The 21,435-nt window shown below is 50.1% G+C and carries 18 protein-coding genes; 6 read left to right on the top strand and 12 right to left on the bottom strand.

Annotation, left to right across the window (positions count from 1 at the left end; translation table 11 throughout):
* Window positions 1–195: 195 nt before the first annotated feature.
* The 5 genes from rsgA to grpE all read right to left on the bottom strand — a co-directional run bounded on the left by rsgA (window position 196) and on the right by grpE (window position 5,963).
* Window positions 196–1,299 (bottom strand): small ribosomal subunit biogenesis GTPase RsgA, encoded by a 1,104-nt coding sequence (gene rsgA / locus ACKFKF_RS09945; protein WP_446867587.1) that lies wholly within the window; start codon window positions 1,297–1,299, stop codon window positions 196–198.
* A 17-nt stretch (window positions 1,300–1,316) separates the two neighbouring features.
* Window positions 1,317–1,550, bottom strand: a complete 234-nt coding sequence (locus ACKFKF_RS09950) for a sulfurtransferase TusA family protein (RefSeq protein ID WP_446867588.1) — start codon at window positions 1,548–1,550, stop codon at window positions 1,317–1,319.
* On the bottom strand, window positions 1,547–2,689 hold the full coding sequence (dnaJ, locus tag ACKFKF_RS09955) for a molecular chaperone DnaJ (protein ID WP_446867589.1): 1,143 nt from the start codon (window positions 2,687–2,689) through the stop codon (window positions 1,547–1,549). Before dnaJ ends, ACKFKF_RS09950 begins: the two co-directional genes overlap by 4 nt.
* 173 nt (window positions 2,690–2,862) lie before the next feature.
* Window positions 2,863–4,830: a molecular chaperone DnaK gene (gene dnaK / locus ACKFKF_RS09960; protein WP_446857551.1), complete on the bottom strand. Its 1,968-nt coding sequence runs from the start codon at window positions 4,828–4,830 to the stop codon at window positions 2,863–2,865.
* A 437-nt stretch (window positions 4,831–5,267) separates the two neighbouring features.
* The gene (gene grpE / locus ACKFKF_RS09965; protein ID WP_446867590.1) at window positions 5,268–5,963 is read right to left on the bottom strand and encodes a nucleotide exchange factor GrpE; all 696 of its coding nucleotides are present in this window, start codon (window positions 5,961–5,963) and stop codon (window positions 5,268–5,270) included.
* A 528-nt stretch (window positions 5,964–6,491) separates the two neighbouring features.
* On the opposite strand from grpE, the gene ACKFKF_RS09970 reads away from it, so the two are divergent.
* From ACKFKF_RS09970 to ACKFKF_RS09985, 4 genes are all read left to right on the top strand, one after another.
* The gene (locus ACKFKF_RS09970; RefSeq protein ID WP_446857553.1) at window positions 6,492–8,489 is read left to right on the top strand and encodes a GspE/PulE family protein; all 1,998 of its coding nucleotides are present in this window, start codon (window positions 6,492–6,494) and stop codon (window positions 8,487–8,489) included.
* A gap of 138 nt (window positions 8,490–8,627) precedes the next feature.
* The gene (locus ACKFKF_RS09975) at window positions 8,628–9,737 is read left to right on the top strand and encodes a type IV pilus twitching motility protein PilT (RefSeq protein WP_446857554.1); all 1,110 of its coding nucleotides are present in this window, start codon (window positions 8,628–8,630) and stop codon (window positions 9,735–9,737) included.
* A 195-nt stretch (window positions 9,738–9,932) separates the two neighbouring features.
* Window positions 9,933–11,162, top strand: a complete 1,230-nt coding sequence (locus tag ACKFKF_RS09980; RefSeq protein WP_446857555.1) for a type II secretion system F family protein — start codon at window positions 9,933–9,935, stop codon at window positions 11,160–11,162.
* Between the two features lie 107 nt (window positions 11,163–11,269).
* Window positions 11,270–11,854 carry a hypothetical protein gene (locus ACKFKF_RS09985; protein WP_446857556.1) on the top strand — a complete coding sequence of 195 codons (585 nt, stop codon included), beginning with the start codon at window positions 11,270–11,272 and terminating at the stop codon, window positions 11,852–11,854.
* Window positions 11,855–11,910: 56 nt separating this feature from the next.
* Here ACKFKF_RS09985 and ACKFKF_RS09990 read toward each other — a convergent pair whose 3' ends face one another.
* The 3 genes from ACKFKF_RS09990 to ACKFKF_RS10000 are packed head-to-tail and all read right to left on the bottom strand — an operon-like array spanning window position 11,911 to window position 13,016.
* A complete protein-coding gene (locus ACKFKF_RS09990) occupies window positions 11,911–12,378 on the bottom strand; it encodes a ferredoxin (RefSeq protein WP_446857557.1) in 468 nt (155 codons plus the stop codon).
* A complete protein-coding gene (locus ACKFKF_RS09995) occupies window positions 12,378–12,764 on the bottom strand; it encodes a DUF1257 domain-containing protein (RefSeq protein ID WP_446867591.1) in 387 nt (128 codons plus the stop codon). The genes ACKFKF_RS09990 and ACKFKF_RS09995 overlap by 1 nt, the downstream gene beginning before the upstream one ends.
* A 45-nt stretch (window positions 12,765–12,809) precedes the next feature.
* Window positions 12,810–13,016 carry a DUF2997 domain-containing protein gene (locus ACKFKF_RS10000; protein ID WP_446857559.1) on the bottom strand — a complete coding sequence of 69 codons (207 nt, stop codon included), beginning with the start codon at window positions 13,014–13,016 and terminating at the stop codon, window positions 12,810–12,812.
* 553 nt (window positions 13,017–13,569) lie between these two features.
* On the opposite strand from ACKFKF_RS10000, the gene ACKFKF_RS10005 reads away from it, so the two are divergent.
* Window positions 13,570–15,414: a protein kinase domain-containing protein gene (locus tag ACKFKF_RS10005; protein WP_446867592.1), complete on the top strand. Its 1,845-nt coding sequence runs from the start codon at window positions 13,570–13,572 to the stop codon at window positions 15,412–15,414.
* A 62-nt stretch (window positions 15,415–15,476) separates the two neighbouring features.
* Here the strand turns inward: ACKFKF_RS10005 and ACKFKF_RS10010 are convergent, their stop codons facing one another.
* The 3 genes from ACKFKF_RS10010 to ACKFKF_RS10020 all read right to left on the bottom strand — a co-directional run bounded on the left by ACKFKF_RS10010 (window position 15,477) and on the right by ACKFKF_RS10020 (window position 18,374).
* The gene (locus ACKFKF_RS10010) at window positions 15,477–16,829 is read right to left on the bottom strand and encodes a DUF4335 domain-containing protein (protein WP_446867593.1); all 1,353 of its coding nucleotides are present in this window, start codon (window positions 16,827–16,829) and stop codon (window positions 15,477–15,479) included.
* Window positions 16,830–16,851: 22 nt separating this feature from the next.
* Entirely contained in the window at window positions 16,852–17,463 is a 612-nt protein-coding gene (locus ACKFKF_RS10015) for a DUF3038 domain-containing protein (protein ID WP_446867594.1), read from the bottom strand.
* A gap of 212 nt (window positions 17,464–17,675) precedes the next feature.
* Window positions 17,676–18,374, bottom strand: a complete 699-nt coding sequence (locus ACKFKF_RS10020) for a diacylglycerol/polyprenol kinase family protein (protein ID WP_446857563.1) — start codon at window positions 18,372–18,374, stop codon at window positions 17,676–17,678.
* A gap of 258 nt (window positions 18,375–18,632) precedes the next feature.
* Between ACKFKF_RS10020 and ACKFKF_RS10025 the strand changes: the two genes are divergently transcribed.
* On the top strand, window positions 18,633–19,742 hold the full coding sequence (locus ACKFKF_RS10025; RefSeq protein WP_446867595.1) for an SGNH/GDSL hydrolase family protein: 1,110 nt from the start codon (window positions 18,633–18,635) through the stop codon (window positions 19,740–19,742).
* Here the strand turns inward: ACKFKF_RS10025 and ACKFKF_RS10030 are convergent.
* A complete protein-coding gene (locus ACKFKF_RS10030; RefSeq protein WP_446867596.1) occupies window positions 19,702–21,348 on the bottom strand; it encodes a B12-binding domain-containing radical SAM protein in 1,647 nt (548 codons plus the stop codon). The genes ACKFKF_RS10025 and ACKFKF_RS10030 overlap by 41 nt on opposite strands.
* Window positions 21,349–21,435 lie beyond the last annotated feature (87 nt).

A 21,435-nucleotide genomic window follows, 5' to 3' on the forward strand; every position in this document is an offset into this window, starting at 1 on the left:
GGGCAGAAGCGTTAAATACCGAAGCGAAAAAACTCTATCGAATTCACGTTAAAACTGGGGCTGACTCAAACTTCGACTCAAACTTCACAAAATCATCCTTGCTTCTTCAACGTTGAAATATTGCGTCTACTTAGTTGGCGTTCTGTAGAAACACTGCCAAACACTGTAGATCAGCAAGACCTGTGGAAGGCAAAGTTATTCTTCGTCTGCGTCAGTCTTCATCAAGCGATCGATGTCATTCTTCAGCGACTGAAGCGACTGTTGACGAGTCCGGCGAGATTCTTGGCGATACTTCTTGGTGTCTAGCCTCGGTTCGTACTTTGCCTCGCCCTTACCTTTTGATTTCAGCTTCATTACTGCATCGGGGTCAGCCTGCTGATTGAGTTGGGTTTGATAGTCGATCGCTTCCCCCAAAAAGTTCAAATAATGTTCATATCGCTCCCAATCCCCGCGCACGACACACCCCGGCTCATCTCGATGAGAGCAATCATTAAACTGACAACGTGCGATCGCCAGCCGCTCTCGAATCTCAGGGAAATAATTCGCCAGTTCTTCAGGAGCATAATCGACATCAGGCTGATTAAATCCTGGAGTATCCGCCAACAATCCGCCCAGCGGTAGCTCAAACAATTCCACATGGCGCGTCGTGTGCCGACCTTTTGCCAGCTTGCCCGATACCGCTCCCACTCGGATATCTAGCGTAGGAATGAGTTGATTGATCAAACTCGATTTACCCACACCAGAAGGGCCCGACACAATGGTAATTTTCTGATTGAGACGGTGCTGAATTTCGGTTAGCCCGATCGCCTGTTTCACACTAATAAACAGTGGCTCATATCCCCATTCAGACAAGCGTTTCCACCAGTGGTCTTTTTCTTCAACACTCGCTAAATCGCTTTTACTCAAGCACAGACAAACTTCTATCCCGATCGATTCAGCTTTGACCAAAAAACGGCTCAGTTGATAAGGCTCGATCATCGGTTCCGCCATCGCAAACACCAGCAGAATTTGGTCTGCATTGGCGATCGGCGGTCTGTCTAGTTGCGATCGACGAGGCAAAACCTGGGAAACTACGCCGCGCTTTTGTGTCCAGTCAGGTTCCTCTACCAAAACACGATCGCCCACCATGACGCGCTGACCGATTTTTTTGAGCAGCGATCGCCGCGTACAGAGCAAAACAGGCGGTTCTTCAGTCTCAGAATCCAACCGCACGGAGTAGTAGTTTGCTTGAACAGCCACCACTGTCCCCGTAAGGGAATCTGACGGCGCATCTAGAACTTTTTCCGACTCAGAACTCATAACGTTGAGAGGGCGAATCACCGACGCACCTTAACCGCAAAAAATCCTGATCGGTCTTCGATCGCCTCAATGCGGTAGCCTTCCATCGTCAAACTGTCGGGAACCTGTTCGATCGGCTCTCCGGGGTCAAGCCAGACTTCTAATAGCGAACCAGGCTGCATCTGTTCTAACCGCAGCTTAGTGCGAACGAAATTAATCGGGCAGGGTGTGCCGCGCAGATCCATCTGCATATCAGGATTGAGTTGACTCATCCGCCAAAAACCTTGCCGAAGAATCCTTCAATGCCGCTCTTACCGATGCGATCGCCTCGCAGTTTAGCCAGTTTTTCCAGATGTTCCCGCTCCTCAGTACTGACGCGAGTCGGAATTTCAATCAAAATTGTGATCAAATGGTCGCCTCGACTGACCGGATTCCCCAGCTTGGGCACCCCTCGATTCTCTAACGTCAGAACCGTGTTTGGCTGTGTCCCGGCTGGAATAATCAATTCTTCGCTGCCGTCCACCGTGTTCACCTCAATGCGACAGCCTAAGATTGCCTGCAAATAGCTAATCTTGATCTCAGAGAGAATATTGATGCCTTCGCGCTGAAACTCAGCATCTTCATTGATGAACAGGTAAACATACAGATCGCCGGGCGGCCCGTTCTTCTGCCCTGCGTCTCCTTCACCCGAAACCCGCAGCCGAGTGCCATTGTCCACACCTGCGGGAATTGTGATCTTCAGCTTCTTCGTTTCTTGCCGTTGACCATCGCCCCCACAAACCTCACACTTCTCCTCGATCACCTGACCCGTCCCATTACAGGTCGGACAAACCGAAACTTGAGTAAAGCTCCCAAACGGGGTACGAGTAGCTCGACGCACTTGACCTGCGCCAGAACAAGTCGGGCAAGTTCGAGCGCGAGTGCCGGGTTTTGCACCAGAACCACTACAGTTTGTGCAGCTCTCCAAGTGGCTGATGCGAATTTCTTTTTCTCCGCCGAAAACAGCTTCGCGGAAATCTAATTTGAGGTCGAGTCGAAGATCGTCACCTCGAACCGGCCCGCCTCTTCTGCGAGTGCCCGCTTGAGCACCTCCCGGAGCGCCCCCCGCAAAACCGCTGAAGAAGCTCTCAAAGATATCGGCAAAACCTCCCATGTCACCAAAGTCCTGGTAGCCAGCCGCACCCGCAGCCGAACTGACCCCCGCTTCACCAAAGCGATCGTACCGGGCCCGCATTTCTGGCTCAGACAGTACCTCGTAAGCGTGATTGATCTCTTTAAACCGTTCCTCGGCTCCCGCTTCTTTGTTGACATCGGGATGGTACTTGCGAGCTAAACGGCGGTAGGCTTGCTTAATATCTTCCTTGTCCGCTTCACGAGAGACACCAAGAATTTCATAATAATCACGAGCCATAGAACGCTGCGTCAGGGTAGAGGGGCTAGGGGATCAAACGTTTTTGTGAGGTAATCACGGATGCTTCAGACCTAAATCTAGCATTTATCTCAAGAATCGATGGAAATACGGATGGGGTTGTGGAAGGCAGCCACTCGCCAAAATCTTCCACATCCATTACCCTACAGGGTTATTTAGTCAACGGCCTCATAATCTGCCGTCATCGTGGCATCATCAAAATTTGCTGTTACTGTGGCATCGTTGTCAAAGTCAAAGTCAGGATCTGGGCTAGAGGGGTTTCTGGAAGTGCCGCCATTCACATCATTATTGTCGTCATCGTCATTATCATGACTGGTATCCCGGTAGACATCGGCTCCGATCGCAAAGAGAACCTGCTGTAGTGCGTCAATCCGTTGTTCTAGATCACTGACGCTGATTTTGGGATCAGAAATGGCGGTTTTGAGTTCGGCGACTTTCTCGTTTGCCTGAACTTTGAGCGTTTCGCTGATGCGATCGAGATTTTCGCGCATCGTCGTTTCGTAGGTTGAAAATAGATTGTCTGCTCGGTTTCGCAGTTCCACACGCCGCTTACGAACGCTGTCTTCATCAGCAAAGAGTTCGGCTTCTTGCTTCATCCGCTCAATTTCGCTACCGCTCAAGCCGCCTGTATTGGAAATTTCGATGCTTTGTTCGCGTCCGGTTCCTTTATCTCGCGCTGACACTTTAAGAATGCCGTTGGCATCGATATCAAACGCCACTTCGATTTGAGGAACCCCTCTAGGGGCGGGAGGAATGCCCGTTAGCTGAAATTTTCCCAGACTCTTGTTGTCTTTCGCCATCGCCCGCTCACCTTGCAGGACGTGAATTTCGACCGAGGTTTGCCCATCCGTTGCCGTCGAGAAAACTTGAGTTTTGCTGGTGGGAATCGTTGTGTTGCGCTCAATGACTTTGGTAGAAACTTCACCCAGGGTCTCGATCCCCAATGAGAGCGGAGCCACATCTAATAGCAGCAGGTCTTTGACTTCTCCGCCCAGCACCCCTGCTTGAATAGCCGCACCCAGAGCGACGGCTTCATCAGGATTGATCGAGCGATCGGGCGCTTTACCATTAAAGAATTTGCGAAGAGCCTCTTGCACCGCCGGGACACGAGTCGAACCGCCCACGAGAATGATGCGATCGATGTCATCGGTTGTCAGTTCAGCGTCTTTGAGCGCAAATTTCATTGGCTCGATCGTGCTCTCTACCAGACTGGCGGCCAGTTCTTCAAACTTAGAGCGCGTTAGCTCCATTTCTAAATGTTTGGGGCCAGTGGCATCGGCGGTGATGAAGGGCAGGTTAATGGAGGTGCTCAGGGTTCCAGAAAGCTCAATTTTGGCTTTTTCTGCGGCTTCTCGGAGACGTTGCAGGGCCATTTTGTCTTCAGAGAGATCAATCGTTTCTTGCTTTTTAAATTCCTCCATCATCCACTGCACGATGCAGTCATCAAAGTCGTCGCCGCCCAAATGATTGTTTCCAGACGTGGCTTTGACTTCAAACACGCCATCACCCAACTGGAGAATCGAAACGTCGAAGGTGCCGCCGCCCAAGTCAAAAACGAGGACACACTGATCCTGGTCTTGCTTGTCTAACCCATAGGCTAAGGCTGCTGCTGTTGGCTCATTAATAATCCGAAGGACTTCTAGACCCGCGATCGTCCCCGCATCCTTGGTGGCTTGCCGTTGCGCGTCGCTAAAGTAGGCTGGAACCGTAATCACCGCTTGCGTAACTTCTTCGCCCAGATGATTCTCAGCATCCTGCTTGAGCTTTTGCAAGATCATTGACGAAATTTCCTGCGGCGTATAGTTGCGACCGCGAATTTGCACATCAACAGTATCGTCTTTGCCTTTGACACAGACGTAGGGAACACGCGTCCGCTCGATCTGAGTGTCATCCCAGCGCCGCCCGATGAAACGCTTGATGCTGAAGATCGTGTTTTCGGCATTCGTGACGGCTTGACGCTTGGCTAACTGACCGACGAGGCGATCGCCCGCCTTACCAAAGCCAACGATGCTGGGGGTCGTCCGTCCGCCTTCAGAATTGAGAATGACGACGGGTTGACCACCTTCCAAAACAGCTACGCAACTGTTGGTCGTGCCCAAGTCGATACCGATGACTTTTCCCATAGCTCGCGGTGATGAAGGTGTATGAAGTGCAACGTAGAACTGAGTCTATGTAGATTTATGCAATCAAGTCAGCAATCTCTCCGTAAAATTGCAAACAATTTACAAAGTTGGCTAACTTACTCCGAATTATTCCCCAACTCAGGCTTTTCTTAACATTTGAGTCCTGATTGACTGACAAAGCTATCAGCCCTCACGCTAACTCTGGTCTCTAGGGTCAATGGGAGTCAGCCAAGTTTTGTCCCCTCCTCCAGTGACAGAGGGCTATGGTGAGGGCAGTTCGGTTCATTTGGCAAACGATTTGTCAGTCAGCCAATATCAGTCAGTCCAAACCCTGCGAACTGCCATCCTTTGAGCAGTTGGTTTCGAGAGTAACATGGGCTTTCAGTCAGAGCAACTTAACGATCGCGCCCTGAGTCAAGAAATTTAACCAAATTCACTTATTCAGCCGCTGTTTCTACACTTCCACCATCTTCGGGAGGGGCTGCCACTTTTACCATTGCATGACGCAGCACCCGATCGCCCATCATGTAGCCGCGCACTAATTCTTCGATGACAGTGCCTTCTGGGTGCTCGCTGGTGGGCTGCCTCATGACTGCTTCATGTAGGTTGGGGTCAAACTCTTTGCCCTCCGATCGCATAGGGGCTACGCCAACCCGTTTGAGACAATCGACCAACTGTTTGTAGACACTCTGGTAGCTCTTGTGAATGTTCATTTCCCCGTCGTTTTGGGGTTTGATGTGCGATCGGGCCCGTTCAAAATTATCGACGACGGGCAGCAGTTCGTTGATCGTGTCGATCTTGACTTTGAGTTCGAGGTCTTCTTTCTCTTTTTGAGTGCGTCTACGGAAATTCTCAAAATCGGCCGCAATTCGCATGTATTGGCTGCTGCGGTCTTCTAGCTGCGCTTTGAGGGCTTCGGCTTCGCGCTCTTTGGCGGCAAAAGTCGATCGCAGATCCATAAAGGCGGCTTGATAATCAGTATCATCCGTTTCGAGGACTGCTTCCGTGGTCAATGGCTCAGTGTCCAGTTCAGACTCGGTTTGAGCGCCTTGGGGGGCTTCGCCATTGTCTAAATTATCTGAAGACTGTCCAACAGTTTGAGTGTCTTCTAGCTGCTTTTCTTCTTCGATCATCGTGCGCTATTCCCCTGTAAAAGTCGTTGGCCTATGGCTCACATTTTCATCCTACGTGAATTACCACAAACTGACTCACTCTACAGTGCAGGCTTCCCAATTCCTCAAAGACTGCCTCTACAAACTCCATAATCCCTTTGGATTTGTGTTCCTCCATCACAGAATTTTATTCTTAAGACCAAACTTTAAAGGCAATCGGCAGGGGCCGTTTTTGCTCGTCTGGTTTTCGTAAGCGCTACGGCGTGAATGGGCTGGAGTTTTGCATTACTTATTTGCATTACTTAAGCGAATACTTCAAAGAACAGAAAAAAGAGAGTTGCGTCTTGAAAAACTCCGACGAGAGTGATTGACACAGGGTATTATCTGTACTTAACTCGATCATCGCTTGGCTAGACTGCGAGTTCTCCTTCAGATTAAGCAGCATTTTTACGGCGGTCGATGAAGTTTCTGTAAACCTTGTACGGCAGTTAGCGCGTCTTTTTAAAGTTTTGTGGGAATACTCTATAAGGAGATCTTCGTTCATCAGCTATGACTAACTCCTCATCTCAACGGCGTGCGCTTGTTGTCCAAAGTAACCTTTCCCCATTTGAAAATAAGCTGGTTCAGGCTGGCTATGCTAACAATGAGCAACTTAAGCAGGCACTCACCGAATGTCGAAAGTCTGGCAGACCGCTCACCCAGGTTTTAGTCGATATTACTGGGCAGGCGCTTCCTCCAGATCTGTTGCGGCAGTACAAGAAGCAGCAGCTATTTGAGTTAAAGATTCTCTATGGAGTAGAGTCGCTCGACCCCGAAATCACGCAGGTCGCCACCAATCAGGTTAGTCAACTGATCGATACGCTGATCCCGATCGAGCTTTGCCGTCGCTATCGCCTCGTTCCTCTGTCGCAAAGTGACAAACAGCCGCCCTTCGTTTTGGTGGCAATGGTTGATCCTGATAATCTAGATGCCCAGGACGATCTCAATCGCATTTTACGCAACAAAGGTTTCAGTCTTCAGCGGCTGGTCATCACCCTGGAAGACTACAATCGGCTGATCTCCAAATACCTCGACGAGCAAGTTGAGCTTCAGAGACAGCTAGAAGACCAAGCGAAAGTAGACGTAAAATCTGACCTCGAAGGCTTAGAATCGCTTGCAGAAAGCGACGAGCAGGACGCTGCTGATATGGATCTGGATGCCGCTGATGCCGAGGCAGCCCCGATCATCGCCCTTGTCAACAAAATTTTGATCAAAGGGCTTCAGTTAGGAGTTTCTGACATTCACATTGAGCCGCAAGAAGAAACGCTGCGAATTCGCTTTCGCAAAGATGGTGTGTTGCAGTTGGCCTTTGATCCGCTGCCCAAAAAGATCATTCCCGCCGTCACCGCCCGCTTTAAAATCATTGCGCTGCTAGACATTGCTGAACGGCGCGTTCCCCAGGATGGTCGGATTCGACGCATTTATGACGGTCGTAAAATTGACTTTCGGGTGAGCACGCTGCCCAGCCGCTACGGTGAAAAAGTTGTACTGCGGATTCTCGACAACTCAGCTACTCAGTTGGGACTCGACAAGCTGATCACCGATCGCACTTCTCTCGAAACCGTGCAGGAAATGGTTAGCCGTCCGTTTGGTCTGCTCCTCGTCACCGGGCCGACAGGGTCAGGGAAAACCACCACGCTCTACTCTGCCCTCGCCGAGCGCAACGCTCCCGGTGTCAACATCAGCACCGTTGAAGACCCCATTGAATACTCTCTCCCCGGCTTAACTCAGGTACAGGTTCTTCGGGAAAAAGGCATGGACTTTGCCGTGATTCTAAGAGCCTTTCTGCGTCAAGACCCAGACGTAATTCTAGTGGGTGAAACTCGTGACCGAGAAACCGCTAAAACGGCGATCGAGGCCGCTCTGACAGGTCACTTAGTTCTTACAACCCTGCACACCAACGATGCGGCGGGAGCGATCGCTCGTCTTGATGAAATGGGCGTAGAACCTTTTATGGTGTCGGGTGCGCTGCTGGGTGTGGTTGCTCAACGGCTAGTACGGCGAGTCTGTGATGAATGTCGTCTGCCTTACACCCCCAGTTCGGCCGAACTTTCACGCTTTGGCTTGAGCAGTTCTAGCGAGACTCAACTGACACTTTTTCGGGCAAATACGTTACAACCTCACGAAATTCAAGAAGCGCGATCGCAGGGCACCCTTTGTCAAAAGTGTAGCGGCGGTGGCTACAAAGGACGATTGGGTGTCTATGAAGTCATGAAAATTTCGGAACGGCTGCAAACCATGATCAACGAGGGCGCACCCACTGAACGACTTAAAGAAGTAGCTGTCGAAGAAGGAATGCAAACTCTCCTTTCCTATAGTTTGAATCTGGTGCGCGAAGGGTACACAACGTTAGACGAAATTGAGCGCGTTACCTTTACTGACACTGGGCTAGAAGCCGAGCTACGCGCAAAACGCAAAACCTCGCTCACCTGTCGGGGATGTGGAGCCGAATTACAGCAAGAATGGTTAGACTGCCCCTATTGCACCACGCCCCGGTTCCAAGATTAGCCATCCAGCAATCTACCCGCATGTGACAGCAGTTCGTCTATCGCCGGGTAAACTTAAGTTCAACGACGTTGCTTAAAACTTGACAAACTGACCACTCCAAACAACCCCCAATTCTTAAGTAATCAAGGAGCAAACCGCATGGAATTGATGATTGAAGACCTGATGGAGCAACTCATCGAAATGGGCGGCTCTGATTTGCACCTGACTGCTGGTTTGCCCCCCTACTTTCGGATTAGTGGACACTTACAGCCGATCGGGGATCAAGTTCTCAGTGCTGAAGAATGTCAGCGCCTCATCTTCAGTATGCTAAACAACACCCAGCGCAAAAACCTGGAGCAAAATTGGGAACTGGACTGCTCCTATGGGGTGCGTGGGTTAGCTCGCTTTCGAGTCAACGTTTACAAAGATCGAGGCACTTATGCCGCCTGTTTGCGAGCCTTGAGTTCTAAAATTCCCAACTTTGAGAAGCTTGGACTGCCAGACGTAGTGCGAGAAATGTCTGAAAAGCCCAGAGGCTTGATTTTGGTGACCGGGCCGACGGGTTCTGGAAAAACTACAACGCTGGCAGCCATGATCGATCTGATCAACCGCACCCGCGCCGAACACATTTTGACGATCGAAGACCCGATCGAATTTGTCTATGAACCGCTCAAAAGCCTCGTTCATCAACGCCAATTGGGAGAAGACACTAAGAGTTTTGCCAATGCTTTGAAAGCGGCTCTGCGGGAAGATCCAGACATCATTCTGGTGGGTGAAATGCGGGATTTGGAAACGATTTCCCTCGCCATCTCTGCCGCAGAAACAGGTCACTTGGTCTTCGGCACCCTGCACACGAGTTCAGCTTCTCAGACGGTCGATCGGATGATTGATGTCTTCCCCGCTGAACGCCAAACTCAGGTTCGGGTTCAACTTTCCAACTCTTTAGTCGCTGTATTCAGTCAAACGCTGGTGTCTAAGAAAAATCCTAAGCCGGGTGAGTATGGACGAATTATGGCCCAGGAAATCATGGTCATCACCCCTGCTATCTCTAACCTGATTCGGGAAGGAAAGACTGCTCAAATCTACTCCGCAATCCAAACAGGCGGCAAATTAGGCATGCAAACCCTGGAGAGAGTGCTGGCAGACCAGTACAAAGCAGGGCTGATTACGTTTGAGGCCGCAATGTCCAAAACTTCTCGACCTGACGAGCTTCAGCGACTGATTGGAGGTACGCCTGCCGGGGCAACTGCGGGGGCCGTCAAGCGCTAGACTTCTCTAGACTCTGCTCTCTAGACTCTGCGTATTCAATCTGCTCAAGAGAAGCTGTTAAAGCTCTTAGCAGAAGTTCTTCAATTTCGACACCTGCCAGCAGAATGATTAGGAAGTCTGATCATTCTTTTAGAACAAGGCTACTATCTGTAGAGTTCACTTTCTGAGCCTAATTCTTCATCTAGACCCTGAACTATGCCTACCTATGTTGCCCGCGTCCGAGACGCAAAAGGAAACGCCAAGCGAGAAAAGATTGTTGCTGACACCCTGGGAGAAGCCCGCTCTGCCCTGCGAGATCAGGGTCTTTTTGTTCAAGAACTTAAGGAAAGTGAAGGATTTAACGCCAACAACGTTCTTGATCTCAGACAAATTCAATCTTCGATGGCGACGGTTTCGATCAAAGATAAAGCCGTCTTCTCCCGTCAGTTTGCCGCCCTGGTCAACGCTGGGGTAGCGATGGTACGCGGGTTGGGGGTGCTGTCAGAACAATGTACAAACCCCAAGCTGAAAAAAGCTTTGGTGGAGATTAGCTCGGATGTGCAGCAAGGTACAAACCTTTCTGATGCGATGCGGAAGCACCCAGCCTGCTTTGACAATCTGTACACGAGCATGGTGCAAGCAGGCGAGGTTGGGGGCGTTTTGGATGAGGTCTTAAACCGTCTCGCCAAGCTGCTAGAAGACGTGGCTCGATTGCAAAACCAAATCAAGTCAGCAATGGCTTACCCCGTTGTCGTCGGCTTTCTGGCAACGACGATCTTCTTGGGGATGACGATCTTTTTGATTCCTATTTTTGCAGGAATTTTTAAGGAAATTGGAACTGAGTTGCCTGCATTTACTCAATTGATGCTCAACATCAGTGAGTTTCTTCGCAGCCCAAATGTAGTGATTTTGATCATCTTGATTCCCTTGGTCATTTTTGCTTATCGGCAGTATTACAAAACGCGGGTGGGACGCGAGACGATGGATCGATTCTTCCTAAAAATGCCGCTGTTTGGCGATTTGATTCAAAAGACAGCGACGGCTCGATTCTGCCGGACGTTTGGTGCATTGACTCGATCGGGCGTTCCCATTTTGACCTGCTTAGAGATTGTGCGTGACACATCCGGAAATCAAATTGTTTCAAACGCGATCGACGAAGCCCGCAAAGAAATTCAGACGGGCGGCATGATCAGCATTGCGCTTCAGAAAGAACAGGTGTTTCCCTTGATGGCGATTCAAATGATCAGCATCGGCGAAGAAACTGGGGAACTCGATAAGATGCTAATGAAGGTCGCTGACTTTTATGAGGATGAGGTGGAGCAAGCCGTCAAAGCATTAACCAGCATTATGGAACCGATCATGATTCTCTTTCTAGGCGGCATGGTTGGTAGTATCTTGCTTGCGATGTACTTGCCAATGTTTAAAGTGTTTGAGACTCTCGGCTAGTCGAGACGAGTTTGTCTTGTGAGGTCAGAGGTTAGACGTTGAGAGATTGGTTCAATCTTGCGCTCTAAGATCTTCTGGCCTCTTTTTATTGAAATGGGTTTAGAAAAATGTCAGTTCAAAAATCTCAATACGAAGAACTGTTTGCAACCTATAGTCAGTCTTCAGAGGCGATCGCGCTCCTTAAACGTCATCGTCCCTATCTAGAGCTTTTGCCCAGTATGCGTCGCCCGGAGGAGAGCGTCATTACGATCCCGTTACCGATCGTCAAGATTCGTCATGTAGTGCCCTCTCCTAACGGGCACTCGATCACGTCGGTCGAGTCGCTGATCTTACCCTGTGAAATCTCACTGCTGATGTGTGACCCAGAGTGGAAAATCAAGACAGGTCGAGAAATATTTGTTTTTATCCACCAGCCCGAAGAAGATTTTTCTGACCTGTTGGGTCGGTGGCGACGCACTCAAGTGCTACTAGGCAAGGATTATGAGTGGGTGCTGCCCCCTCGCTATCAGCACATTCTTAACGAAGGCGCAGAAAAGATTTATCCTCTGTTTGTTGTGTTTGAGGAAACGCCTGATCGCATCAAACGAGGACTCAAAGGCGCACATCTACCGTTTGTGACGCAAAATACCAGTGAGGAAGAAGCGGCGATCGAGGCCTCTCAAACTTCCGAGATTGCAACAACCGAGGAGTAGCTCTTTAAATCAAAAGCTTTAGTAGACTCTACTGTCATCTAGAAGCTTAAACTTTCTCAATCTGGAGAAGAATTCGTTTTCCGCTTAGACTGCATTCTTTGTCTGCGGCGGTTTGTAGCAATTACAGCCAGATCCACCGGAAACCCAGCTACCGGAATGACTTGATACTTACGGTCTTCCTCCAGCTTCTTGAGCTGCGTAAAGTCAACCCAGTGAATACAGTCTACGGGACAGGTGTCGATCGCTTCCTGGATAAGTTCTTCTGGATCGCCATCTTGCCGAATTGCACGGGAACGACCATAGTCAGGCTCAATGTAAAACGTGTTTCGCGCAACATGGGCACAATGCAAGCACCCAATACAAGTTAACTCGTCCACATAGACCCCCTTTTGCCGAAAGGCACCTCCCAACTCTGGCTCCAAACCCGATCGGGCTTCAGAATCACGCAGTAAGCCGCCAAGTTCTGGCTCTAGACCTGACCGAGCAGAATTATCTGGATTAGGCAGTTGGGAGGAAGTAGACATCAGGCACTCCAGCGTTGTAGCACGAGACGAATGGAGCCGTCTTGATGACGTTGCTGCTCGGCAACTTGGAAACCTTTTTGAGAAGATTCCTGGACGATCGTGTGATAGGCGTAGCGCTGGGTTACTTTGCTGAGAAAGTAGTCAATGGGGCTGTCCTGCTTCCAATACTGCAAATCGGCAACCAGTTCGTATTCCTGACCGTTCCACGCAAAACCAATGTCGTATTGGTTATCTTGCTCGATCACAACTTCAGCAGTGTGAGTTAGACCTTTGTACCCTCGAACGTCACAAGGGCCGGATTTCCAATCAATCTTTAAATCAGTCAAAGCAGACTTCAAAGCAGGAAGGTTACGGATCTGAGTTTTAATTTGGCTAAAGTGTGACATGGCTAGTTATTAACGAGTTGACTTGTTTTAATCGGACAGAACTTTTTACCAGTCGCTAAACGTCGCTTGAGTCGTGACGGTTGCTGACTGCTGAACGGTCGCAAAATATTCGGAAGTCTGCTCCTGCGTAATGACTTGGCCAAGTTGAGCTTCGATCGCTGCTGTGACCTCCGCGCAAGACGCTCCAACGATACCCGTAACCTTCTCCTGCACACGCCCGTCTGGAAATATCACAAACTCTAATGTTTCCATGCTTTCGACTCAATAACGATGGGACTTTTGGGCTGGTATCGTCGAAACTGAGTCAGTGAAGACCCACTCATTCCAACCAATTTTGACAAATCCACTTACTCCTAATTGAAAAGTTACAGAACTTAGTAATAGAAGAGAGTGGTGTCAGCATAAATGTCAGTTTCGCTTAACTTCAGATTGCAGTCAAGATAAGAAACCAATGAGTATTTATATAAAGATTTATAAACTGATTTTTAACATGCTTCTTCTGTCAGGAGAGGGAGATGACAGAGCGATCGTGGCTCCCACTCAAACCTACGTATGAAAGATCAGTTGAGGATAAATTATTTTACACCGTCAATTAGAAGCCCTCTGCATTAAAGCCAATTCATTATTATTCTTCGTTCTAGGCTTAACGTCTCAAACACCTTCACCTTAATCGTTCTATTAAGCTGGACTGACTGCTAGTAGGGGGTCATGCCCCATAAGGATTGCTAGAAGCCTTGAGTAACAATAGTTACTGTGGATGCTAATTCCACCGTGTTAATTGTTCTCTGAAGCTATGCAAACTGAGATGGTATCATCGATTCCTTTGGGAACTCTCCTCCGACAGCGCTACCTGGTCAAGCAGATTTTGGGTCAGGGTGGCTTTGGGCGCACGTATCTGGCGATCGATCAGGAGCGATTTAACGAATCCTGCGTCCTCAAGGAGTTTACAGTTCCCTATCAAGACGATGCCCTGGTCGAAAAAGCAAAGTCTCTCTTTCAACGAGAAGCCAGTACGCTCTACCAAATTCAGCATCCCCAAATTCCTCGCTTTTGGGCGGCCTTTGAAGATGAGCAACGGCTTTTTCTCGTGCAAGACTTTGTAAAAGGACAAACCTACCGCAGTTTGCTGCAAACGAGAAAGCTTCAGGGAAGGCCCTTTTCTGAAGCAGAGGTTCTCCACTTTCTCAACCATTTGCTGCCTGTTCTAAGCTATCTGCATGATCGCGACATCATTCACCGCGATATTTCACCTGAAAACATTATTTTAAGAACCCCGGACACTGGGATGCTGCTTGGGCAGGCATCGATCGACAATTTGCCTGCATCGCTGCCTGTTTTGATCGATTTTGGCGCAGTGAAAGAGGCCGCGAGTCATTGGCCGATCATTTCAGCGATCACCCGCGTCGGCAAAGTAGGATATGCGCCACCAGAGCAGCTTCAAACTGGAAATGTCTCTCCCCACAGCGATCTTTACGCGCTGGGAGCGACCAGCTTAGTTCTCCTAACAGGTCGAGAACCGCAAACATTGTTAGACAGTCAGACCCTTTCCTGGCAGTGGCAACCCTATGCAAGAGTCAGCGATTTGTTAGCGACCGTTTTGCAAAAAATGCTGGCGTTACAGCCCAATGAGCGGTATCAATCCGCACGAGAAATCTGGGCAGATTTGCAGCCTCTCATGGAAGAATCGCTACAAAGTACTTTGCTTAATCCGATCGCGGCCCTCCCTGACCCGGTTCATCAAGACATCGCACCCGCCGCTAGAGATATCAGCGCTCAGGTGAACACCACTATCAAAACAAAATTGTTTATGGCTAGTCATCCAGAAGGCGCACCCTCTCAGCCGCCGCCTAGGTCAAATGCCGCCCACCGACTTCATTCCCCTCGCAAGGTGGGAGTTGGCAGTGCGATCGCGGCCAGTCTTGTGGTTTCCCTGGGAATTGGAGCATATTTGTTCAAGATCACCCCGCCTCTGGGCACAACACAAGCGATCGACTTGCAGGCAACGCGATCGACACCTCATCTTCCAGCTAATAACGGACAACCCCAACGAATTGAGTTTCCGCCCAACGAGATTTCTGCAATGGTGCAGGGAAACTTGCAAGATAAAAACGCCCAACTCTACATTCTCGAAGCCTCACAGGGGCAGATTATGACCGTGACGCTAGAAGGATCGGGGGTCGTAATGGATATCTTGCGATCCAACGAGCAGCGTGTCGATAACTCTGCTTACCAAACTCGCAATTGGATTGGTCAACTTCCAGTGGATGATCAATACATGATTCGAGTTACGGGATCGGGGAGTTATTCGGTGGATGTCGCGATCACGCCTCTATCACGGACTGAATCTTCAGAAACGCAGCGTATTAAATTTCCGCGAGGCAAAGCTGAAACTACGGTTACAGGCACTACTCAGCCCAACCAAATTCGGCGCTATATCTTGAAAGCAAAGGGCAACCAGATTATGGGCGTGAAGGTTTTGCAAGGAAAACACATCACTTTGAATGCACTGGCTCCTAATGGTCAGCGGGTAGGTGGAAGTTCGCGTCGATCGCGCGATTGGCACGGCAAACTAGCAGTGGATGGCGACTATACGATCGAGGTCTCCTCCCCTAAAGTTGGAGACTTTGCCCTTTCTTTTGAGGTCTACTAACGCCAATTTTCTGAACTTCTAACGAACTCGTAGGGAATGCTGATCGTGAGCATCTCCCTTTTTTATTGGGACTCATTAAAAGCTTGGACGCTGCCATCTTGACCTAGTACAACCCGAATCACAACTGAACGGCTAGTTTTGGGGGGAGAAACAAAAGGCGAGTTATAGAGAGGCATCCCAACTTCGGGGCGATCGAGAAACAGTCCAGCCGCTTCGTTGAGGGGGAGATTTTGTTGTAGTGAGCCGTCGGGGTTGAGAACTAATCGGTACTGCAAATCTCCAGGAAGTCCTGCGGGAGGGTTCCAGCGCCCTTTGAAGTACTGTCTGACCTCAGCGACTTGAGGAATGGTGTCAAAAGCAGTGCTGTCTTTGCTGGGGGCTGCTGAGGCGGCGGCTCGTTCTTGCGGTTGGGCAGATTGAGCATCAGCGGGAGCGCTACTAACTCTGGCTCTAGGCTGACTAGGCGGAATTGGATCTGGAGAGGGATTCGCGGGAGCATCTTGAGGAAGAATTGGACTCACCGCAACAGAGCCTTCGGGAGGCTCGACAATTTTAATTTTTGGAGGCGTTTTGGGGGTCTGAGGAACCGTTACCTTGGCATCACCCGTAGCGCTTTGGGAGCCAGCAGAAGCTGGAGAATCGGGGATCGCCAGCGGGGGCGGAGCAGTAGGCAAGGGCAGAGGCGAAGGAGAAGCACTGGGAAGAGGTTGGAGGGCAAGACGCTGGTCAGAACTACTGGCTCCCTGACTCGTGGTTGGCGCTTGAGCCGTTTGGGACGTAGGGCGATCGAACAGTCGTAGTGCAGAAGTTGTCAACCCCACAGCAATCAGGAAGGTCGCGGCAATGCTCGTCCACTGGGGCGGATTTTTGAGCCAGTTGGGGCGATTTAGATTAGGCAGAGCCGTCACGTCAGCGGCGTATTCATCCAGCGCGGTTGCTAGATCCGCTAACTGGACAGCACTAAGTCGGATCGAAGCCCCAGTCTCTTCGGTGGCCAACGTTCCCAGAAATAGCTCGTGAGAGAGGATGCCTCTAGGCTGGATCGAAAGGTCTGCGGTGAGATCGGAGGGGGTCAGACTGGGAGAATCTACGACAGCGATCGGGGAGACCGTTCCATCCAGGGTTGCGCCAAAACGCTTTGCTAAGTGTCTGTCTTGTAGCAGCGTATTGGACTGGTTGAGAAATTGCTGAACGTAGGTTGTGACAGTCTGGCAAAGGCTTTCTAGCTGAGACCGATCGCCCCGCACGGTCATCCATTGGTCTTCGCTGATTCGAGGGTCGTCAAAACTGAGTCTGAACCGCAGATGTTTGAGAACCGATCGACCTGCCCAGCGCGAGAGAGGGGAGTTTTTGGCTGAGATTTCTAGCGTGCAGGTGGGCGGAGTGTACTTGCGGAGAACAGAGTTGGAAGACATGGGCAAACAGCAGGAATGGGGGTTAGGAGGTAGGAAGTGGGGTGTGGGGGATCGATCGCTCTAGCAGGGTCATCCACAGTCGCCGAACGCCGTTGGGGCTGCCATAAAAAAGCAGGTCGATCAGCAGTTTGAGTGCCAGATGAGTCAGGGTCTTAGTGGGGACTGTTTCTCCGTCTTCCATGCGTTCTTGATAGGTGTTGTGGAAGGCATCAAGGTAGTTTCCCAACAGAGAAGCTTCGTGGGGTTCGCGGTTTTGCTCGGTCAACTGTTCTAAAAGGGCAACGGCTCTACGAATCAGTTCATTATGCTCTTTTGCCAAATGACAGCTAATCAGAGAGAGCGCCCGCGCTTCTTCGACATCCAGCTTTTTGCGACCGCCTTGTCCTTTCCGCAAGGGACTGGATTGGCGCAGCCGCCAGAGAGAGACGCGATCAGCAATCATGGATTCTAGATTTAGATCAGTCGCCGCTTGCAGCATGGCCTCCGAACTGATGCCCGCGATCGCCTCCAGTGCCAGCAAGATCAGATCCAATTGGGCTTTGATGTTATCTAGCTGATCGGGGTCAGGCTGAGAAGTTAGGGGAAGATCTTCCCATTGGGGGGCGGGGCTGGCGGGCTTCACGGTAGAGGTCATGTTTTCAGGATATGAGGCAATCTGAGCTGGGGTGCGATCGTTACCAGTCTTGAAACAGCGACTTTCTGAGGCTAGGAAATGTTTCCGTTTGATTGCAAACCAATTTCAGTCTACCGATAGTGGTGTCGAAACTATTCACCCGATCGGCGGATTTGGAGGAATTTCAATCAATTAGAAAATATTGAGCCTTTCATTCAGCATCCTTCCATCGCCTACGGCAGCAGAACTTGTGTAAGAAAGTAAGCGATCGTAGCACTGCCGATCGGCACCGTCAGATTATCAATGCCGTATTTTGAGAAGGCTTCTAGACTGGCGGCGATCGCTCCTACAATCAGAGAAATCAGCCAGACTTGCCAAAGATTGCCCTGAGTGGTCAGCAAAATCGAGGCGCTGACGACAAAACTAATGACCGCCATTGCCGACGAGCCTTCCCAACTTTTTTGCATATTCCACAACTTGTAGGGATGGCGACCAAAGCGTTGACCAATAATGGCGGCAAATCCGTCTCCCCAAGTCATGACGAGAATGCCCAGGGCGGCAAATTGCGGTAGATTGAGCGTCCAAAACCAGGCGACCAACACCCCAATGCTGACGGCATAAAAGAAGGTGCCTAGACTCTTGCGGCCGATGCTGTTGATGCTGGGGAGAATGGGAACGTAGTACGAGAGTAGCGCGATCGCGCTAAAGACGATCGAGGCCGAAACGCCGACCCACATGGGAATCTTGAGCCACCAGGCGATCAAAATCACATTCCCGGTGCCAATGTGAACCACTTTGCGAACCATTTCAGAACCAGCCTGGGTAAAGCGATTGACACCTTCGGCGAGGAGGGCGACAATCGTCAGCCAAACCAACACGACGGCGACTTGAAATCCCAGATTTGAGAGCGGAATATTAGAACGTTGCAGCAAGGCTGACCAGGGAAGCACGGTAGATTCGGAGATGAAGTAATCCTCTCATTCTAGAGTTGAGCGCTGCTGGTGTTTGGATTCGACAAAAGACGCAACGATCGCGGCACTTATTTCTTCCGTAGAAGTTTGTATCTTCGATGAAGATTGTGTAAACGAGAGGTGTAGTCTTACTGAGCTTTGCTGTAATGGTGACACCCTCAGTTAATTTCTTCAAAACCGTAGAAAACTTGTAAGCCTCGATTTTAAGGTAGAAAATACGTGACTTTATTCAAAATTGCGTCCAGAGTTTCTCAGGCGATCCTTCGGATATCTGCCCAGCAGATCGCAGTGACGGCCCTACCGATCGCCTTGATGACAACATCCCCCAAAGCCGCAGAAGCCGCCAGTTTTAGCAACCTCTATGTGTTTGGTGACAGTTTGTCGGATGTTGGCAACACCCTAAATGCTACAAAGATTTTTCCTGCTACCCCTTTTTATACGCCTGGACGCTTCTCAAATGGGCCGGTTTGGGTGGAAGGCCTTGCCTCTAAGCTAGGAAAAACCGTTACAACTGAGAATAATTTTGCCTTTGGTGGAGCGAGAACGGGCAGCGATAATGGGTTGAATCCACTTTTTCCAGGGCTTCAGCAGCAAGTCGGCTCCTTCACTGCTAAGAACACGCAGGCGGATGGAGACGCTCTCTACATTCTTTGGGCTGGAGCCAATGACTATCTCAATGACCAGCTAAATTTTGCTGCGGACGGGGTGGCTGGAACGACGATCGGGAATGCGGTCACCAACCTCAGCACTGCCATCACCGACTTAGCTAAAGTGGGTGCCAAAAACTTTTTGATTCCCAATCTACCCGATTTAGGCAAAATTCCTCAATTCAATAAAAATCCTAATCCGTTGATTCCATCTGGTTTGAGTGCAATTACTCAAGGTCACAACACAGCATTATCTCTGGCATTGCAGTCGCTTTCGGCGAATCCGAATTTGGGCTTAAATCTGATTTCTCTGGACGTTTTTTCTCTGGTCAATCAGGCTATCAACAATCCTGCGAGTTTGGGCTATACCAACGTGACAGACCCCTGTCTGAATGCTCAACCGCCTTTGTTTAGTGGAGATTGTGGCACTCCTGACCAGTATTTGTTTTGGGATAACCTGCATCCAACCGCTAAGGGGCATCAACAAATCGGCGACTTGGCTTACTCAGTTCTGCAATCAAAAGCGCCTGGTAAGTCTGTGCCCGAATCTTCAACGGTGGCAGGTGTGCTAGTGATTGGAGCATTTCTAGGAAGTCGATCTCTCCGAGTTACCCGCAAGGGGTCGCTGCGCCGCAAAGCCGTCAGCAAGAAGCCAGCAAAAGCTCCTGTGGGGGTTGAGTAAACTGGGCGATCGCACTCCTCAAATGCTTTTGTAACGTCGATGGGGGCAAGGCTCCTTGCAGGTGGCTCCAGGGTAAGACTTGCTCCAGCGGCCAGTTTTCGTAAACGTAAAAATCGAGATCGGGAATCTGTCCCCGCAGTTCTTTGAAGGCACGACGGTAGCTGCCGAGGGAGTCGCCGTAGTGTCGGGTCAGTTGTAGCAGTTTGGAGAGACGACGATCGCCCCGCGACAAGAGAGCCTGGATCACTGACCAATTGTAGCTTTCGGGACGAAAATCAATGCCCTGGGGACGCAGTTGTTTTTGTAGAAATTGCAGCCGCTTTTCGGCTTGAGTGTTGACCCCAAACCACTGAAACGGCGTGTGAGCCTTGGGGACAAACGTGCTGCATCCCAGAGTTAGCCGCAGACCAGGAACAGACTTTTTGAGATTCCGCAACATCGTGACGGTCTGTTCGAGGTCGTCAAATTCTTCGCCCGGTACACCTGCCATGCCGTATAGTTTGACTGCGTTGAGTCCGCCAGCTTTAGCGTTGATGACAGCCTGAGTGATTTCGTCGTTAGTTAGCTTTTTGTTGATGATCTGGCGCAGGCGATCGGAGCCACTTTCGACAGCGATCGTGATCGATTTAGTGTCATGCTTCACCAGCGTTTGCGCCAGCTTTTGAGTGACGGTGTTAGTTCTCACAGAGGCGATGCTGACCCGAACTTGATCGTGCTGGGGCTGATTCAAATAATCCAATAAGGTCTCAAATTCGGGATGTTGTGTAACGGATGCGCCCAACAAACCAAGACGATCGGTGACTTTTAGACCCCGTTCGATCGCGGGGATTAGCGATTCCTCGACATCAGCAATCCGGAACGGGAGTGTCAAATAGCTGGCCAGACAAAAGCGGCACATTTCAGGGCAACTCCGCACCACTTCCACCATGTAGATATTCTCCCAGGCGGCCTTTTGAGTGACGACAGTGGAGGTCGAAAGCGTGTTACCTCGATAGGTTTGCTTTTCAATGCGAGGGGGAATGGTGGAATCGATCGCAGTGATTTTGTCAATCGGGCCATCAGCACGTTTATACGTCACTTCATACAAGCTGGGAACGTAAATACCAGGAACTTGGGCAAGGTGACGTAATTGAGTGTGGCGATCGTCGTGACGCACTTCTTGATATGCATTGATGAATGCATCTAAAACGATTTCACCATCGCCCAAGAGAAACACATCGAAAAATTCTGCGAATGGTTCTGGATTAGCCGTGAGAACCGGGCCGCCGCCAAATACAATGGGATGATGATCGGTACGATCGTTCGTACTTAATGGAATTTCTAACGACTCCAACAGATTCAAAATATTGACGTAATCCAACTCCCAGGACATCGAGAACCCCAGAATTTCGGGTTGGGAAGGCAGCGATTCATGCACATCGGTAAACAGCCGACTCACCTGCAAATCACTTCGCGCCGCCAGCGTTGCCCAGACCACTTGATAGCCCAAACTCGTGATGCCCACGGTGTACTCATTGGGAAAGGCAAAAATCAGTGGAATCGCCTCTGCGTCAGGCGTTGCAGGGGTAAAGAGGAGTCGTTCGGAGGGAAAAGGAGAAGTCGTCACAAATCAGCCTAGCGTGCAACAGTGTTTCGACAGGACATACAACCGCGATCGGTTTTTCAAATCTGTCTAACTCCAGCCTAGCACTCA

This window comes from Phormidesmis sp. 146-12, from assembly GCF_052939495.1.

Bases quoted from the DNA above. Each gene is read 5' to 3' on its own strand.
- rsgA (WP_446867587.1), bottom strand. From the start codon at position 1,299: ATGAGTTCTGAGTCGGAAAAAGTTCTAGATGCGCCGTCAGATTCCCTT.
- ACKFKF_RS09970 (WP_446857553.1), top strand. From the start codon at position 6,492: ATGACTAACTCCTCATCTCAACGGCGTGCGCTTGTTGTCCAAAGTAAC.
- ACKFKF_RS10005 (WP_446867592.1), top strand. From the start codon at position 13,570: ATGGTATCATCGATTCCTTTGGGAACTCTCCTCCGACAGCGCTACCTG.
- ACKFKF_RS09995 (WP_446867591.1), bottom strand. From the start codon at position 12,764: ATGTCACACTTTAGCCAAATTAAAACTCAGATCCGTAACCTTCCTGCT.
- dnaK (WP_446857551.1), bottom strand. From the start codon at position 4,830: ATGGGAAAAGTCATCGGTATCGACTTGGGCACGACCAACAGTTGCGTA.
- ACKFKF_RS10010 (WP_446867593.1), bottom strand. From the start codon at position 16,829: ATGTCTTCCAACTCTGTTCTCCGCAAGTACACTCCGCCCACCTGCACG.
- dnaJ (WP_446867589.1), bottom strand. From the start codon at position 2,689: ATGGCTCGTGATTATTATGAAATTCTTGGTGTCTCTCGTGAAGCGGAC.
- ACKFKF_RS09975 (WP_446857554.1), top strand. From the start codon at position 8,628: ATGGAATTGATGATTGAAGACCTGATGGAGCAACTCATCGAAATGGGC.
- ACKFKF_RS09990 (WP_446857557.1), bottom strand. From the start codon at position 12,378: ATGTCTACTTCCTCCCAACTGCCTAATCCAGATAATTCTGCTCGGTCA.
- ACKFKF_RS10000 (WP_446857559.1), bottom strand. From the start codon at position 13,016: ATGGAAACATTAGAGTTTGTGATATTTCCAGACGGGCGTGTGCAGGAG.
- ACKFKF_RS09985 (WP_446857556.1), top strand. From the start codon at position 11,270: ATGTCAGTTCAAAAATCTCAATACGAAGAACTGTTTGCAACCTATAGT.
- ACKFKF_RS09950 (WP_446867588.1), bottom strand. From the start codon at position 1,550: ATGAGTCAACTCAATCCTGATATGCAGATGGATCTGCGCGGCACACCC.
- ACKFKF_RS10015 (WP_446867594.1), bottom strand. From the start codon at position 17,463: ATGACCTCTACCGTGAAGCCCGCCAGCCCCGCCCCCCAATGGGAAGAT.
- grpE (WP_446867590.1), bottom strand. From the start codon at position 5,963: ATGATCGAAGAAGAAAAGCAGCTAGAAGACACTCAAACTGTTGGACAG.
- ACKFKF_RS09980 (WP_446857555.1), top strand. From the start codon at position 9,933: ATGCCTACCTATGTTGCCCGCGTCCGAGACGCAAAAGGAAACGCCAAG.